Annotated in this window: 15 protein-coding genes; 6 read left to right on the forward strand and 9 right to left on the reverse strand. The window is 69.7% G+C overall.

Translation table 11 applies throughout. From position 1 onward, the window contains the following. Positions 1-8: 8 nt before the first annotated feature. Genes ACFWPH_RS19105 through ACFWPH_RS19135 form a run of 7 tightly spaced genes read right to left on the reverse strand, consistent with a single transcriptional unit; the run spans position 9 to position 6,757 of the window. On the reverse strand, positions 9-1,238 hold the full coding sequence (locus ACFWPH_RS19105) for an alpha-D-ribose 1-methylphosphonate 5-triphosphate diphosphatase (RefSeq protein WP_378752753.1): 1,230 nt from the start codon (positions 1,236-1,238) through the stop codon (positions 9-11). After that, the gene (locus ACFWPH_RS19110; protein ID WP_378752755.1) at positions 1,235-1,972 is read right to left on the reverse strand and encodes a phosphonate C-P lyase system protein PhnL; all 738 of its coding nucleotides are present in this window, start codon (positions 1,970-1,972) and stop codon (positions 1,235-1,237) included. The genes ACFWPH_RS19105 and ACFWPH_RS19110 overlap by 4 nt, the downstream gene beginning before the upstream one ends. A gap of 5 nt (positions 1,973-1,977) precedes the next feature. Continuing rightward, positions 1,978-3,822 (reverse strand): alpha-D-ribose 1-methylphosphonate 5-phosphate C-P-lyase PhnJ, encoded by a 1,845-nt coding sequence (locus ACFWPH_RS19115; RefSeq protein ID WP_378752756.1) that lies wholly within the window; start codon positions 3,820-3,822, stop codon positions 1,978-1,980. Next, positions 3,822-4,934: a carbon-phosphorus lyase complex subunit PhnI gene (locus ACFWPH_RS19120; RefSeq protein WP_378752758.1), complete on the reverse strand. Its 1,113-nt coding sequence runs from the start codon at positions 4,932-4,934 to the stop codon at positions 3,822-3,824. Before ACFWPH_RS19120 ends, ACFWPH_RS19115 begins: the two co-directional genes overlap by 1 nt. 1 nt (position 4,935) lies before the next feature. After that, the gene (gene phnH, locus ACFWPH_RS19125; RefSeq protein WP_378752760.1) at positions 4,936-5,535 is read right to left on the reverse strand and encodes a phosphonate C-P lyase system protein PhnH; all 600 of its coding nucleotides are present in this window, start codon (positions 5,533-5,535) and stop codon (positions 4,936-4,938) included. Continuing rightward, positions 5,532-5,969 (reverse strand): phosphonate C-P lyase system protein PhnG, encoded by a 438-nt coding sequence (locus ACFWPH_RS19130; protein ID WP_378752762.1) that lies wholly within the window; start codon positions 5,967-5,969, stop codon positions 5,532-5,534. Before ACFWPH_RS19130 ends, phnH begins: the two co-directional genes overlap by 4 nt. 2 nt (positions 5,970-5,971) lie before the next feature. Next, a complete protein-coding gene (locus tag ACFWPH_RS19135) occupies positions 5,972-6,757 on the reverse strand; it encodes a GntR family transcriptional regulator (RefSeq protein WP_378752764.1) in 786 nt (261 codons plus the stop codon). Positions 6,758-7,037: 280 nt separating this feature from the next. Here ACFWPH_RS19135 and ACFWPH_RS19140 point away from each other — a divergent pair, with 280 nt between their 5' ends. Together ACFWPH_RS19140 and ACFWPH_RS19145 are read left to right on the forward strand one after the other, a co-directional pair. After that, positions 7,038-8,132 (forward strand): PQQ-dependent sugar dehydrogenase, encoded by a 1,095-nt coding sequence (locus tag ACFWPH_RS19140; protein WP_378752766.1) that lies wholly within the window; start codon positions 7,038-7,040, stop codon positions 8,130-8,132. 93 nt (positions 8,133-8,225) lie between these two features. Next, positions 8,226-8,744: a DUF1772 domain-containing protein gene (locus ACFWPH_RS19145; RefSeq protein WP_378752767.1), complete on the forward strand. Its 519-nt coding sequence runs from the start codon at positions 8,226-8,228 to the stop codon at positions 8,742-8,744. 131 nt (positions 8,745-8,875) lie between these two features. On the opposite strand, the gene ACFWPH_RS19150 is transcribed toward ACFWPH_RS19145, so the two are convergent. Then, complete coding sequence (locus ACFWPH_RS19150; RefSeq protein ID WP_378752769.1) at positions 8,876-9,943, reverse strand: 2Fe-2S iron-sulfur cluster-binding protein; 1,068 nt, start codon at positions 9,941-9,943, stop codon at positions 8,876-8,878. A 100-nt stretch (positions 9,944-10,043) separates the two neighbouring features. Here ACFWPH_RS19150 and ACFWPH_RS19155 point away from each other — a divergent pair, with 100 nt between their 5' ends. The 4 genes from ACFWPH_RS19155 to ACFWPH_RS19170 are packed head-to-tail and all read left to right on the forward strand — an operon-like array spanning position 10,044 to position 14,282. Next, on the forward strand, positions 10,044-11,555 hold the full coding sequence (locus ACFWPH_RS19155; protein ID WP_378752771.1) for a class I adenylate-forming enzyme family protein: 1,512 nt from the start codon (positions 10,044-10,046) through the stop codon (positions 11,553-11,555). Beyond that, on the forward strand, positions 11,533-12,438 hold the full coding sequence (locus ACFWPH_RS19160) for an acyl-CoA dehydrogenase family protein (protein WP_378752773.1): 906 nt from the start codon (positions 11,533-11,535) through the stop codon (positions 12,436-12,438). The genes ACFWPH_RS19155 and ACFWPH_RS19160 overlap by 23 nt, the downstream gene beginning before the upstream one ends. Further along, positions 12,425-13,513 (forward strand): acyl-CoA dehydrogenase family protein, encoded by a 1,089-nt coding sequence (locus ACFWPH_RS19165; RefSeq protein ID WP_378752775.1) that lies wholly within the window; start codon positions 12,425-12,427, stop codon positions 13,511-13,513. The genes ACFWPH_RS19160 and ACFWPH_RS19165 overlap by 14 nt, the downstream gene beginning before the upstream one ends. Before the next feature lies 1 nt (position 13,514). After that, positions 13,515-14,282, forward strand: a complete 768-nt coding sequence (locus ACFWPH_RS19170) for an enoyl-CoA hydratase/isomerase family protein (RefSeq protein ID WP_378752777.1) — start codon at positions 13,515-13,517, stop codon at positions 14,280-14,282. A 404-nt stretch (positions 14,283-14,686) separates the two neighbouring features. Here ACFWPH_RS19170 and ACFWPH_RS19175 read toward each other — a convergent pair whose 3' ends face one another. Further along, positions 14,687-15,196: a pyridoxamine 5'-phosphate oxidase family protein gene (locus tag ACFWPH_RS19175; RefSeq protein ID WP_378752779.1), complete on the reverse strand. Its 510-nt coding sequence runs from the start codon at positions 15,194-15,196 to the stop codon at positions 14,687-14,689.

Here is a 15,196-nt window from a genome sequence, read left to right on the forward strand (position 1 = left end):
CGGCGCTTTCAGCCGGCGCGGACCACCGACCGGACCACCGGGCAGGCATGCTCGAGTCCCACGAGCACCAGGTCGGCGCGCTGTCCCGCCTCGAGGCTGCCGCGGTCGACGAGTCCGACGGCTGTCGCGGGACCGCTGGTGACCAGTGCCACCGCGTCGTGCAGCGGCAGGAGTTGCCGCTCGGCCAGTGCGAACGCCGCCCCGAGCAGGGAGGAGGGCAGGTAGTCGGAGGCCAGCGCCGTGACCAGGCCGAGCCTCGCGAGCTGCGCCGCGGAAACGTTGCCCGAATGCGAACCGCCGCGCAGGACGTTGGGTCCGCCCATGACGATCGACATACCGCGGGCGCGGGCCTCCCGGGCGGCCTCCTCGGTCGTGGGGAACTCCGCCACCGCGCCGCCGCGCCGCGCGAGGTCGGCGATCTCGATCGCCGACTCCGGATCGTGCCCGAAGATCCGTGCGAGGCCCGCCGCGGACCGGCCGGCAAGCCAGTCCATCGCTTCTTCCCGCACCGGGAGACTCTCCTCCCTGGTGCGAATGACGTCGTCGACGTGGGCGCGGGCGTCTTGCCGCGAGATTCCCCTCGTCTCGGCGACGTAGCGTTCGAAGAAGGTACGGTCCGCGTACTGCCCGATGCCCGGGGTGTGGTCTTCGTGCGAGATCACTGCCGGAACTCCCGCGTTGTAGACACCGGCCGCCGACCTGATGTCGAGATGTGCGCGCAGCGCCGCGAGGCCCTTGGCCGAGCGGACGTCGAGCCGGTGCAGGACCCGGTGATCGACCAGCCGGCCCACATCGTCACGGGTGTTCCACTCCTCGATGGCCTCGCACATCTGCTGGGCCACGTGAACGCTGCGCTGACTCGCCGCGGACTCCCGGTCCGAGAAGGACGCTCCGTGGAAGACGGTGGTGATACCCGCGGCGCGCAGCTTTCCCTCGAACGACATCATCGAGAACAGCCACGGCAGTTCGGCGCCCGGCCGGGGCAGCCGCTCGCGCTCGAGTCCGTCCGAGTGCACGTCGACCAGTCCGGGCAGGCAGAACAGACCGTCACCGTCGACGTCGACCGCGCCGCCCGGCCGGGCGGGCCCCACCTCGGCGATCCGGCCGTCGCGGACCACCACCCGAGCGTCGTCGAGGATGCCGCCGGGCAGCACCGCCCGGACGTGCCCGAGAACGAAGTCGGCGGGAGTGCGTCCGAGCGACCAGGCTGGCCGGCGGACCGGAGTGGGGGCACTCATGCCGCCACCCCCAGCACCTCGGCCGCGCTACCCGCGGCGGCGACCCGGCCCTCGTGGAACCGGATGACCCGTGACGCGAGCCGGTGCATCGCGTCGAGGTCGTGGAACACCGCCAGCACCGCCACGCCCCGGGCGGAGAGCGAAGCGATGAGCTCCAGCGCCCGCTCCCGGTTCACGGGATCCAGCGCCGACACCGGCTCGTCGAGCAGGAGCAGCCGCGGCGGATTCACCGTTCCCGCAGCGATGTTCACTCGCTGCCGTTCGCCACCGGACAGGACACTGCAGTCGACGTCCCACAGCACTTCGTCGAGGGCCAGCCGGCGCAGCGATTCGGCGGCCGCGTCCCGTGCGTCACCGCTATCCATACCGCGCCTGCGGCCTGCGGCGGCGACCACCTCCATCGGCCCGGTCCGCGGTGGCGCCGACAGGAACTGCGATACGTAGCCCAGTTCGCGGCCGCGCAGGCGCGCCATCTCGCGGTCGGGCAGCACGGTGAGTTCCACGGGACCGGTATCGGTGGCGAGGGTGACGGTGCCCGAGTCCGGCAGGTAGCTGCGGTGCACACACCGCAACAGGCTCGACTTGCCCGCCCCGCTCGGACCGGCCAAGGCGACGTGCTCGCCGGCGGCGACGTCGAGATCGACCCCGTGCAGCGAAGTGACGGTGCGACCGTCGATCGTGTGCAGGGTGAAGGTTTTTCGGAGATTTCGGACTGACAGGACGTTGTTCGTCATCGTGATCACCTTCTCGCCGCGGCGACGAGCCGCTGGGTGTACGGGTGGTGTGGGTCCTGGAACAGCTGATCGGTGAGACCGGTCTCGACGACCCGGCCGATATTCATCACCAGGCTCCGGTCCGTCAGCGCCTCGATAACCGCGAAGTCGTGGCTGACCACCACGGCGGCGGTATCGCGCTCCGCGAGGAGTTTGCGCAGCAGGTCGAGTACTCCGGCGGCAACCGACGCGTCGAGCCCGGTGGTCGGTTCGTCGAGGAGCAGCACCCGCGGATCGGTGGCGAGGGCCTTCGCGATCTGCACCCGCTGCCGCATACCGCCGGAGAAGGTCCGGACGGGGTCGTCCATGCGGTCCAGCGGCACCTCGACCTGCTCGAGCAGATACGCTGCCCGGTCCCGGATCTCGTGGTATTTCCGCCAGCCCGCGGCGGTGAGCCGCTCGGCGATATTGCCGCCCGCCGACACCCCCATCGTCAGGCCGTCGGAGGGATTCTGGTGGACCAGGCCGAGCGTGTCGACGCGCAACGCACGCCGCTCGGTGTCGTCCAGCTCGAACACGTTGCGGCGCCCGTCCGCCACGGTGGTCAGGTACATCGCGCCTGCGGTGGCGTGCTCCTCACCGACGAGGCAGCGCAGCACGGTCGACTTGCCCGACCCCGACTCGCCGATCAGGCCGAGTGCCTCGCCCGGTGCGACATCGAAGCTGACATCCCAGGCCGCCACGACCGCGCCCGTGCGCGGGCTTATCGCAGTGCCTGCGTCCGGACCGGTGCCCGGTACGGCGTCGGCGCCGCCGGGGCCGTGCACCTTGCCGACGCCGCGCGCGGCGAGCGTCCAGCCCGCCGCGGTCGCGGGCACCGGCCGGGGAGCCGCCGCCTGCCGCGGCCGGTCCGCGACGATCGCGGACCGCACACGGCGGGCCGGGTCGGGCAGGAAACGCAGCGGCGCGGCCGCCCGGTGCCCGGCGGAGTCCACATCACCGTCGATGGTTCGTGTGCACCATTCGACATCACTGCAGGCCTTACGGTCACCCGGCGCCTCCACCAAGAACGTGTCCGTGGAACCGCAACGTGCACAGTGTGTTTCGCCGTCGCCCTCGACCTCGTACGGTACGTCGTCGAAGGTGAGGGGTTCCACCCTGGTGTACGGCGGGACGGCGTAGATCCGCTTCTCGCGTCCCGCTCCGAACAGGGTGAGGTGCGCGGCATCGTGGAGCCGCGGCACATCCCAGCGCGGGATCGGGGTGGTCGCCATGACGTACCGGCCGTCGACAAGCACCGGGTACCCGGTGGTCTTGGTGATGACGCCGTTGCGCACCAGATCCTCGTACAGGCTGACCCACATCATCGAGTAGTCGGCCTCGGCGTGCATCCGGGCGCATTCGCGCACCGATTTCTGCACGCCGCGCAGCGGTTCCGCGACGGGAACCTGCAGTACGAGCGTCTGTCCGCCGGCCAGCGGTTCCTCCGGGATGCGGTGCCGGCTCTGCACCACCGACGACTCGCGGGTGTCCTGCGTCTGCTCGCACCGCTCGCTGGCGACGATCAGCCGGCGCAGGTTGGTGGCGTTGACGCCGTCGTCGTCGCCCTGATCGATCACCTTCACGACATCGTCGCCGCCGAGCAGGCCGAGGGTGATCTGCAGTCCGCCGGAACCCCATCCACGGGCGACGGGCATCTCCCTGGATCCGAACGGCACCTGGTAGCCGGGGATGCAGACGGCGGCGAGGGTCGCGCGGCGGATCTCCCGCTTCGACCCCTCGTCGAGGATGCCCCGCACATCCGCGGTGGCCTCGATCTCGCCGAGCACCGTGGCGGTGCTACGCGCGGGGGTGGTGGGCGCGATGCTCATCAGCAAGTCCTTCCGATGGGTTCGGCGTTCCGTTCGGCGACGGCGTCGAGCTGTCCGTCCACGCCGCGGACGGCCCGCTTGCGGTCGATCATCGAGCGGAACGTGACGTAGTGCGGGAGCTTGAGGTGTTCGAGGAAGCCACACGAATCGAGGCCGTCGGTGGTGAGCAGCAGCACCTGCTCGAGCCCTTCCCGGTCGCCGAAGCGGCGGCACGCGATATCCAGGTTCGCCATCGCGATCGCCTTGCGTTCGTTGTGCCCGAAGCACAATCCGTAGCCGACGTCGAACCGGCTGCGATCCTCCTCGGGCCCGTCGAGATCCTCGATGGCCTCGCATTCGGAGGCTCGGATATGTCCGGCAACAACGGGATTCCCGGTATGCGGATGCCGGACCCGCAGCGGGAGACGGCCGTGCCGCACCTCACCGAGGGTGACCTCGTGGAGGTTGCCCTCGGTGCCGCGGATGGAGCGGTACCAGGTGCCGATCAACGATCCGGTCTCCGCGCGGGCCATGCTCGCCAGCACCGCGGAGCGGGGCGCAGGCGGTCGAGCGGGGTGGCGCGCGAGGTCGAACGGTTCGGTCGGGGCGTCCTCCGGTGCCGGGCGGTTGTCCACCAGCAGGTCCTGGTCGCGCAACCACTCCGAGAACCGGCGTGGATGCCGGTCCAGCCGGTCGCGGTGCTCGGCGCCGGCCACCACCGTGGCGGACCGGTCCGGGCCGCGGTCGAGTAGCCGTCCGGTGTAATCGCTGGTACGGCCGAGCAACTGGGGTCCGTCCGGGGTGCGATGCGCGGGGACGATGCGTCGCAGCACCACCATCTCGTCGGGGTCGATCGGTTCACTCGTCGCCAGCCGCGGCATCGTCGACTGGTGGGCCCGCACGAGGTGCGTTGCCTCGATGACGTCGCCCTCGGCCTGGCGCAGCGCATCAGCGGCCGTTTCCTCGTGATAGAGGCTGCCCTCGCCCATCACCCGGTCGACGGCCAGGCGCATCCGGCCGGTGATCTGCTCGGTGGTCAGCCAGTCGGCGGGTGCGTGGTCGCGCGCACCCCGTACGAGGTTCTCGGCGGCGAGGATCGCGTCGAGCCCGCCGCGTGCTCCGGAATAACCCATATCAGTTCACCTCCACGGTTTCGAAAGTCACTGCCGCGGTGCGTGGTACACCGACGAGGCGTCCGTCCCGGCCGACGAAGAGCAGATCCACCCCGGCGGGAAAGCCCGTGATCCTGGTCGCGCGCGCCGCCCAGACCGCCGGATCGGCTCCGGCCGGCGCGAATTCGGTCTCGGTGGCCACGCCGGGGCCGGCGAGCCGCACCGGGGTGCCGCCCGCGACAGCGTCGACCGCGATCACGACGGTCGCTCCCGTCTCGGGACTCTGCGCGGTCCCGGCGGTGGCGGCACGCACCGCATCCGCCGCGACGGAGGGATCGAGGACGACGACATACTTCGCCTCGCTCACTTCCCGCGCCGGCGCCCCGGTCGCCACGGCGGCGAGCGGCGCCCACTCGTCGCCGGCCGGTTCGACCACGTGGACGCCGGTCTCCAGGTCGGCCAGCGCCAGAACCGGCAGCAGCGCCGCGGGATACAGGGATTCCGGCAGCTGCCGGACGGATCCCGGGCGGGACAGCGCGTCCAGCACCGCCCGGTAGACCGTCTGCGCCGTCCGCGCGTCCAGGGGTACGCCGAGTACGGCGACCGTGTCGGGGCTCGTCACGTCAACTCCTCGAATCGGACAACGGTGGGCGCCAGTGCGGCCCACTCTTCGTGGTCGGACAGTTGCTGCTCCCGCTCGACGCGGACACACAGTTCGCGGATCTGCGGCGCGGTGGGTCCGCCGGCGGCCAGTTCGGCATCGCACACCGCGGCCGCGAGTGTGGCGATCCGGTTGTCTCCCAGGCGGATCGCCCACCCACGCCGGCCGCCGAGACTGACCTCGGCGCGGCAAGCCAGGACATCGCCGAGCAGGAACCGGTCGTGGGCGATGGGTTCGCGTACCTGCGCGGCGATCGTGCCGACCTCCGGTGCCAGCAGGACCGCGAACTCCGCACCGCCGGAAAGGCATGCATCGGCCAGGGCGACCAGGTCCTCCTCCCCGGCGGCGGCGAGGAGCTCGGTGGCCCGCTCGCGACTGTGTACCTCTGCTGGCATCGTCACGCGTCCTCTCTGCTGTGAGTGTTCGATTCGGCAGGTTCCGGGCCGGCCTCGCAGCGGCGGCAAGGCCCCTGGGTTGTCCCGATCTCCATGACCACCCGGACCGCGTCTCCGCGCATCCAGGACTTGCTGTACATGAGGGGCAACCCCGTCTCCTCTGCACGGTTCACGCTCTCGACGACCCAGACGGGCACCGAGGAGCCCAGGCCGAGACGTTCCTGCACGTCCTCCGATGGGATGTCGAACGCCGCCCGGCACCAGGCACGTACCGAGTGCACACCGCCGACCTCCCGCAGCACCTCGTCGAGCGACTCCTCGACCCGCATCGTGAGGGCGAGGTCGGGGACGGTGTCCCGCACGATCCACTCCACGCCGGTGCCGGATACGACACCGTCGATGTAGCTCATCCGCAGCATTCGGTGCGCGAATTCGCCCGCCGGGAGCTCGAGGAGCGCGGCGCAATCGGCGGGCAGTGGCGCGACGGCGTGGTCGAGCAGAACAGACCGGGGGACCCCGCCGGCTTCCCGTACCGTCCGGTGCCAGGAAGGCGGCCGGTCCCGCGAAATGACATAGTCGATGCGTTTGGTGACGAAGGTGCCCGCGCCCTGCACCCGCCGAACTTGCAGGCGCCGCTCGAGCTCCTGCACCGCCGCCCTCGCGGCGGCCCGGCCGACCCCGAATCGCCGCATCAGCGAATGCTCGCTGTCGACCTTCGACCCTGGCGCCATCGCCGCGATCTCCGCCGCGAGTTCATCGGCGATAGCGCGGTACCGCTGGTGCGTCATGCCGTTTACTGTCGGCTGCCGAGTTGTACGGACAACTGCACAACCGGTAACCGTCCGACAAACGCAGCTGAACAGCGCCGCAAGTTGTCCGGCATCGGGCCGGGGATATCGCATCCCCGGCCCTGCCGGAAATCCGGTAGATACCGAGCCCTGGTCGTAGCCTCGAAGTCATGGAACCGAGAGACCGAACCGGCTCGATCGGACGATCCGCGTGCCCGGGGTACGCCCCGAGCGCACCGGACGGACTATCGGTCCACGACGCCGGAATGGGTGGAGGGCGATGACCGGGCGGCGATTCACCCGGTTCATCGGTCCGGTTCTGGTTGCCGGTGCGGTGGCCGCGTGCACGCCCGGCCCGGACACCGATCCTGCGGGTCCCATATCGGCCGAAGTCCCGGCTTCCTCGCCTGCGACCTCGCCCGACGGGACAATCACCACTGTCACCACCGACCTCGCCGCCCCCTGGTCGGTCACGTTCTTCGAGGACACCGCGCTCGTGAGCGAACGGGATTCGGCGCGCGTTCTCGAACTCGATGCCGGCGGAAATCCGCGCGAGGTCGGCGTCGTCGCGGGCGCCGCACCGTCGGGCGAGGGCGGCTTGCTGGGTATCGCCGTGCGCGACCGGTATCTCTTCACGTATTACACGGCCGGCAGCGAGAACCGTCTCGAACGCTTCGAACTCACGGGAGACCCCGGCAGTCTCGGCCTCGGCCGCGGTGAAACGCTGGTGGACGGCATTCCGGCCGCTCGGTTCCACAACGGTGGCCGGATCGCCTTCGGCCCCGACGGGATGCTGTATGTCACCGTCGGCGACGCCGGCGACCGCCGCAGCGCGCAGGACCGCGACGCGCCTACCGGCAAGATCCTGCGGATGACTCCGGACGGGCGGGCGCCCGCGGACAACCCGTTCCCTGGCTCGCGGGTCTACAGTTACGGCCACCGCAACCCCCAGGGGCTCGCGTGGTCCGCGGATGGCACGCTCTACGCAAGCGAGTTCGGGCAGGACACCTGGGACGAACTCAACGTGATCGAACCCGGCGGTAACTACGGCTGGCCCGAGGTCGAGGGCATTGCCGGCCGTGCGGGTTTCATCGACCCCGTTCAGCAGTGGCGGCCGGACGAATCGAGCCCCAGCGGTATGGCGATCAGCGGCGACGCCCTCTACCTTGCGAACCTGCGCGGCGAGCGGCTGCGGCAGATCCCGCTCGACGACCCCGGCACCTCGACCGAATACCTCGTCGGTGAGTACGGGCGTCTACGCGATGTCACCACCACCCCCGGCGGTTCGCTGTGGGTGCTGACGAACAACACCGACGGTCGCGGCGACCCCGCCCCCGGCGACGACCGTATCCTGCGCGTGCAATTCGGAACCTGATCCCGTCGGGGGAGACCGGTACGGTAGCCCTTGTCCACTCGCGGATCTCGTGGGGGCTGCCTCCGGCGAGGCATCGAGCTACTCGGACGAGGTATGGGAATGCTGGATGGGGTACGTGCGACGGTGCTGGTGGCGGCGACCGTGGCCACCGGTTTCATGGCGGGTGTGTTCGGCACCTACGCGCTGGCGGTCATGCCCGGGTTGCGGTCGACGGACGACCGGAGTTTCATCGGCTCGTTTCAGGCCATGGACCGGGCGATCGTGAACCCCTTGTTCCTGGCGGCCTTCATGGGGGCGCTCGTCCTGTCGGTGGCGGCGGCGCTGCTGCAACTCGGCCAGGGGCGATCGTCGGTTCTCCTGTGGACGGCGGCCGCGGCGGTGCTCTACCTGGTGGCGGTCGTGGTCACCGTGGCGGTGCATCTGCCGCTCAACGACGCGCTGAAAGCTGCCGGTGCGCCGGCGGAGATGGCGGATCCGGCGGGGGTGCGCGCGGCGTTCGACGAGGCGCGGTGGGTGACGTGGAATTACGTCCGCGTGGTGACGAGCGGGGTGGCGTTCGGTTGCCTGGCGTGGGCGCTGGTGCAGTGGGGACGGGTGCAGGCGGCCGGTTGACCGCATGCCGGTAGTCCGGCGCGGATCGACGCGCGTTGCGGCGTATTCCGTGGGTGCGGTGGCCGGATTCGTGCCGTCCGTGACGACTGTCCGCAGTGGTCCGGCGGTGCTCCCTCTGGCGCCGGGGAACGCTATTCGTAGCGGACGGTCACCGACGGGGTATCGGGTACGGCCTGGCAGGTGAGGATGTAGCCCTCGTCGAGATCGTCGTCGGTGAGGGCGTCGTTGACGCGCATGGTGGCCTTGCCTTCGGTGAGTTTGGCCATGCAGGTGGCGCAGTTACCGGATTCGCAGGAGAACGGGGGAGTCAGGCCGGCGCGGCGGGCGCTTTCGAGGAGGGTTTCGCCGTCGCGGCGGGGGACGGATTTCTTCTTCCGGTTGATGAAGATGGTGACTGTGCCCTCTTCGGTGGCCGCGGGATCGGGCGTCGGCGCTGCGGGGGACGAAACCGCCTGTGTGGCCGGAGGTTCGGCGGCTGGTGCCGAGGTGGGTGGTACGGGTTTCGCGGGGGCGGCGCCACCGAAGCGTTCCGAGAAGACGCGCCCCGGCCCGGGGAGTGCGTTCTCCACCAGTTCCATGAACGGTTCGGGGCCGCAGATATAGGCATCGCCGGCGGCGTTCTCGCCGACGAATTCCAGGACTTTCGCCGCGTCCACGTACCCGTGTTCGTCGTCGCGGTGCCGGATGACGGTCAACCGGTCCGGATACTTCGCCACCAGTTCGTCCAGCGCGGCTTCGAAGATGGCCGAAGAGCGGTCGCGGTCGGCGCACAGCAGCCGGACCGTACGGCCGGTGCTCGCCAGGGTGCTCTTGGCCAGCGAGATGATCGGGGTGATACCGCTGCCGCCGGAGAAACCGAGCACCGGGGCATCGCCTTCACGCAGGCAGAACCGGCCGGTGGGCACGGTCAGTTCGACCTCGTCGCCCTCGCTGAGGTTGTCGTGCATCCAGTTCGACACCGCCCCGCCGGGTACGCGTTTCACCGTGGTCATGAACTCGGTATCGGTTTCGGGGGCGCTGGACATCGAGTACGACCGGAACAGCGGTTTGCCGTCGACGGTGACCTTGAAGGTGCAGAACTGCCCGGCCTGATAGGAGAACGGCCCGTCCTCCGGTTCCAGCACGAAGGTGCGGGTGTCGGGTGTTTCCTTGACGATCCGGGTCACCTTCGCGCGCCGGAACATCGGTGGTCTCGCCATGGTCGCCTCCTTCTGGTATTAAGATTCTATCCAAGCGAGAATAGTATTCTCAAATTCGGATAGGAACAGCGATGAAGTGCTTTCGGATCGGGGGCGGCAGATGAGTGAGGCCACAGTGCCCGCGGGGGTGCCCGAGCCCACAGCGCCCGCAGGTGGCGAGGCGGCTGCCGCGCCCGCGGATGTGTCCGGGGCGGCAGCGTCGGCAAGGCGAACGGAGCCCACCGTCCTTGCGTTCGAGGAAAACGAGTACACCCGCTCCGATCTGGACGCCATGGCCGACGGCCTGGCCGAGGCACTGGCGGCGCGTGGGGTCCGGTCCGGCGAGCGGGTGGCGTTGATGTCGTCCAACCGGCCCGAATTCGTCACCGCGGTGCTGGCAATCTGGCGGCTGGGGGCTGCCGTGGTGCTGCTGAGCCCGGCCTGGAAGGACACCGAGGTCGCACACGCGCTCGAGATCACCGGCGCCCGCCACGCCGTCGGCGATCATCCGGTACTCGCCGGCCTCAGCGAGATGGTGTCGCTGGACGATCCGCTGCCCGCCGTCACGCGCACATTCGTCACTCCCGATCCCGCCACCGACGCCGTCCTCGTATTCAGTTCGGGCACCACCGGTTTGCCCAAGGCGGTGCGACATACGCACGGGTCCTTCGCGGCGGCGGTGCGGCACTGGCAGGACGCGCTCGGGCTGGGCCCCGGCGATCGGATCCAGGTCGCGACCCCGCCCTCGCATATCCTCGGCATCCTCAATATCGTCACCGCCCTCGAAACCGGCTGCTGGGTGCGGTTGCATCGCCGGTTCGACCTGCAGAAAGTGCTCGCGCATATCCAATCCGACCGGATCACCATCGAGATGGCGGTCGCGCCGATCGCCTTGGCCATGGCGCAGTATCCGGACCTGGAGTCCTACGACCTGTCCTCGCTGCGCTACATCATGTGGGGCGCGACGCCGGTGACGGCCAGCGTCGCCGAAACCGTGACCCGCCGGACCGGCGTCACCTGGCTCCCCGCGTACGGGGCGAGTGAGTTGCCGGTGATCGCGTGCAGTCCGCTCGACGCGCCACGGTTGGACAGTGTGGGCAAGGCGGTGCCCGGGGTCGATGTGCGGGTGGTATCGCTGGACGACGGCAAACCGGTCGCCCCGGGCGAAGACGGCGAAATCCAGCTGCGCGCGGCGTCGGTGATGGCCGGGTATCTGCCCGAATCCGCGACCGCGGCCGCGTTCGACGACGGCTGGTACCGCACCGGTGATGTCGGGAATCTGGACGCCGGCGGCTGGTTGCGGCTCACCGACCGGTCCAAGGAAATGATCAAGGTCCGCGGTTTCCAGGTGGCGCCCGCCGAGATCGAAACCGTCCTGCACGGCCACGACGCGGTATCGGATTGTGCGGTGTTCGGTGTCCCCGACGGTGCGAACGGGGAGGCGATCGTGGCCGCGGTCGCGACCGCCGCGCCCGTGACGGCCGGCGAACTCATGGCCACGGTCGAACAGCGGCTGGCCGGCTACAAGCGGTTGCGACATGTGCTGTTCGTCGACGAAATCCCGCGCCTGCCGTCCGGCAAGGTACTGCGGCGAGTGCTGAAGGAGCGTTATGGACGTCCGGCTGACGAGTGAACAGCGGCAACTCCGGGACGCGGCCGCGAAACTGGCCGACGAGCTGGGGCCCGGATCGGTCCTCGACCTGGCCGACGAGAAACGCCGGGCCCGGCTCGACGACGCGGTGGCGGCGACCGGGTTCCGGGAACTGCGGTCCGACGGCGCCTCCGGGGTCGAGGTGGCGCTGGTCGCCGAGGAATTCGGGCGCGGGCTGGTGGATGTCGCGCTACTCGGGCCGGTACTCGCCGATGATCTGCACGGCCGGTCCGACGGCGATACGGCGCGGTGGACGATCGCGGTGGAGGGGAACGCGATCGACGCCCGCGGTAGCGACCGGGTGCTGAAACTGGCGGACGGCCGGCTGCTGGCCGGATCGGTCGGTGATTCTCTCCCCGGCGCCGACCTCACCCGCGGTACCGCCGCCGCCGCCGGCCCGTGGGAGCCGCGCGGGGATATCTCCGACGCCCACCGCGACCGCTGGCAGGCGCTGGCGCTCACCATCACCTGCGCCGATCTGGTCGGTACGGCGCGCGGTGCGCAGCGGCTCGCGGTGGAGTACGCGAAAATGCGGGAGCAATACGGCAATTCGATCGGCTCCTACCAAGCGGTGGCACATCTGCTGGCCGAAAGCGAGGCCCTGATCGAGGGGTCGATCAGCGTGCTGTGGCATGCCGCCTGGGCCGTCGACGACCTCGACCCGGCCGAGGCGCTGCGCGCGGCCCGGATCGCCAAGATCTACGCCGCCCGCGCCACCCGCACCGTCTGCGAAACCGCCATCCAGGTGCACGGCGGAATCGGCAACACCTGGGAATGCCTGGCCCACGTGTATCTGCGGCGGGCCCTGGTGTCCACCGAACTGTTTCCCGTACGCCTGGAGGAGGCCGGTCTTGGACTATCGTGATTCCCCGGAAGAAGCAGCGTTCCGGCAGCAGCTGCGCGACTGGCTCGCCGGTGTAGCGGGTAAGTACCCCACCTCAGGCGACGAGTACTGGGCGCGGCAGGGCGAATGGCATGCCGAGTTGTACCGGGCCGGATTCTTCGGATTGTCCTGGCCGCGCGAGTACGGCGGACAGGATCTGCCACCGGTCTACGACGTGATCCTGGACGAAGAACTGGCCATCGCGGGCGCACCGCCGCGACCGAGCCTGGGCTATCTGATCCAAGGGCTGGGCCGGCACGCGAGCCCCGAACTGTGCCGCCGGTTCCTGCCCGGCATGATCGACGGCAGCCAGCGCTGGTGCCAGGGATTCAGCGAACCGGGCGCCGGATCGGACCTCGCCTCACTCACCACCACCGCCACCCGCGAGGGCGACGAGTACGTGATCCACGGGCACAAGATCTGGACCAGCTATTCCGATATCGCCGACTGGTGTCTGCTGCTGGCCCGCACCGACCCGGAAGCGCCCCGGCACAAAGGCATCTCGGCGTTCGTCATCACCATGAAACAACCCGGTGTGCAGCAGCGGCCGCTGGAGATGATGAGCGGTGTGACGACCGAGTTCGGCCAGGTGTTGTTCGACGGCGCGCGCGTCCCCGCCGACCAGATGGTGGGTGCGCCCGGCGAAGGCTGGAAACTCGCGATGACCGTGGTCGGGCACGAACGCGAACCCGCCACCCTGGGGTATGCCGCACGGTACGGAAAACTGGTGCGGCAGCTGGCCTCCCGGGTGGAAGGCCGGACGCCAGACGAACTGGCCTGGGCCGCGGTGCAATCGGAGATGCTGCGGCTACACGTGCGCCGCCGTCTGTCCGAACAGCTCGACGGCGTCACCCACGGTCCGCAGGGCTCCCTCGACAAACTGCTCATGACCTGGGTCGACCAAGCGGTCGGGCATGCCGCCCTCACCGTCGCCGGAACCGGCGACCAGGAGATGTTCGGTTCCTACCTGTACAGCCGCGCGCAGAGCGTGATGGGCGGGACCTCGCAGATCCAGAAGAACATCATCGCCGCACGCATCCTCGGATTGGGAGTCTGAAATGTACGATATGCCACCGGAAATCGACGTCCGGGCCGACGGCGCGCTGCGTATCGTCACCCTGAACCGGCCGGACGCGCTCAATGCCGTGAACGATGCCCTGCACACCGGGCTGGCGCGGCTGTGGCCGCGGCTGTCCGAGGACCCCGAAGTGCGGGCCGTGGTGCTCACCGGTGCCGGAAAGGCGTTCTCGGCGGGCGGTGATTTCAGCTATCTCGAAGAGCTCGGCCGGGATACGGTACTGCGCGAGAAGACCATTGCGCACGGCCGCGATATCGTCCTCGGGATGGCCCGCTGCCGGGTCCCGGTGGTGACCGCGGTCAACGGTCCCGCCGTCGGTCTGGGCTGCAGTCTGGTCTCGCTCAGCGATATCGTCTACCTGGCCGAAAGCGCCTATCTCGCCGATCCGCACGTTCAAGTGGGCCTGGTCGCCGCCGACGGGGGCCCGCTGACCTGGCCGCTGCACACCAGCCTGTTGCTGGCGAAGGAATACGCCCTCACCGGTGCCCGTATCCCCGCCGAACGCGCCCGGGAGATGGGGCTGGCCAACCACGTGGTCACCGATCCGATGGCCGAGGCACTGGCCTGCGCGAAACGGATCGCGGAAATGCCCCGCCAGGCTGTCGAGGCCACCAAGCGGGTATTGAACATGCAGTTGGAGAAGGCCGTGCTCACCTCCCTGGACTACGCGCTCACCGCGGAGTACCAGTCCTTCCAGACCGACGATTTCCACACCACGATCACCCGGCTCACCGCGGGGAAGAAGTAGCGTCCGGCACCCCCACCAACGCGATCGGCCGTAGGTCGGCCGCCGGCCGCGGCGCGACGCATGTCTCCGGCGTGCTCGATCTGCCTGACACCGCCGACCCACATACGACAAGCGTCATCGCAGGGACTCGGCTGGACCTCATGGAATACCGGAAGGTCAGCCGGCCTCGGCCGGCGCCGAGCACGCCGGCCGGCGTCGTCCCCGAACGTTGGCGCGGGCGTGTCCGGGGTCCGGGCGAGCTGCGCGTCGAACATCGATACCAGGGGCTCCGCGGACGATCTCGTCGACGCCGACCGGCTGCGGTGCTTCGATCTCACCGAACCGGCACAGTGATCGGTGTGCTCCCGGATATGGGCGCCGCCCGTGGCCCGTGGAACACCAGGGGAGCATGCGGAACGCTGGAATCAGAGCAGGTTCCAGCGGGTGGCTCCGTGGGGTTCCGCGGTGGCGACCCCTACCACCGAGCGTGGCGCCAGGTAATAGAGGTGCCAGGGCGGCGGGCCTGCGCTCGGCGCGTTGAACGGCGCGGTGAAGGCCTCGCCCTGGACCTCGACCGGCCACCCGTGCTCGCGATAGTAGGCGGCGACACGCTCCAGGGTGGCGGGGTCGGTGACGATCACGGCCGTGCCCTCGGCCACCACATCGATACCCTCGAGCTGGGCCGTAACGGTGCAGTACGGTTGCGCGGCAAGATTCCGGGACTTACGGGTGGACGGCCCGCTCACGAAATAGAACCCGCCGTCCATCCACACGGCGCCGATACCGTTCGTATGCGGGCGGCCGTCCGGGCAGCAAGTGCTGAGGAACGCGGTGGACCCCGGGTCGGCCACATAGTTCGCCAGCGCATCGGCGGCCCGCGACCACGGCAGCGGGGCGTTTCCGTAGCCGTCCAGATTGATGGTGTCGATCGGCAT

The organism is Nocardia sp. NPDC058499 (assembly GCF_042719915.1).
In the GTDB taxonomy this organism is placed as follows: domain Bacteria; phylum Actinomycetota; class Actinomycetes; order Mycobacteriales; family Mycobacteriaceae; genus Nocardia.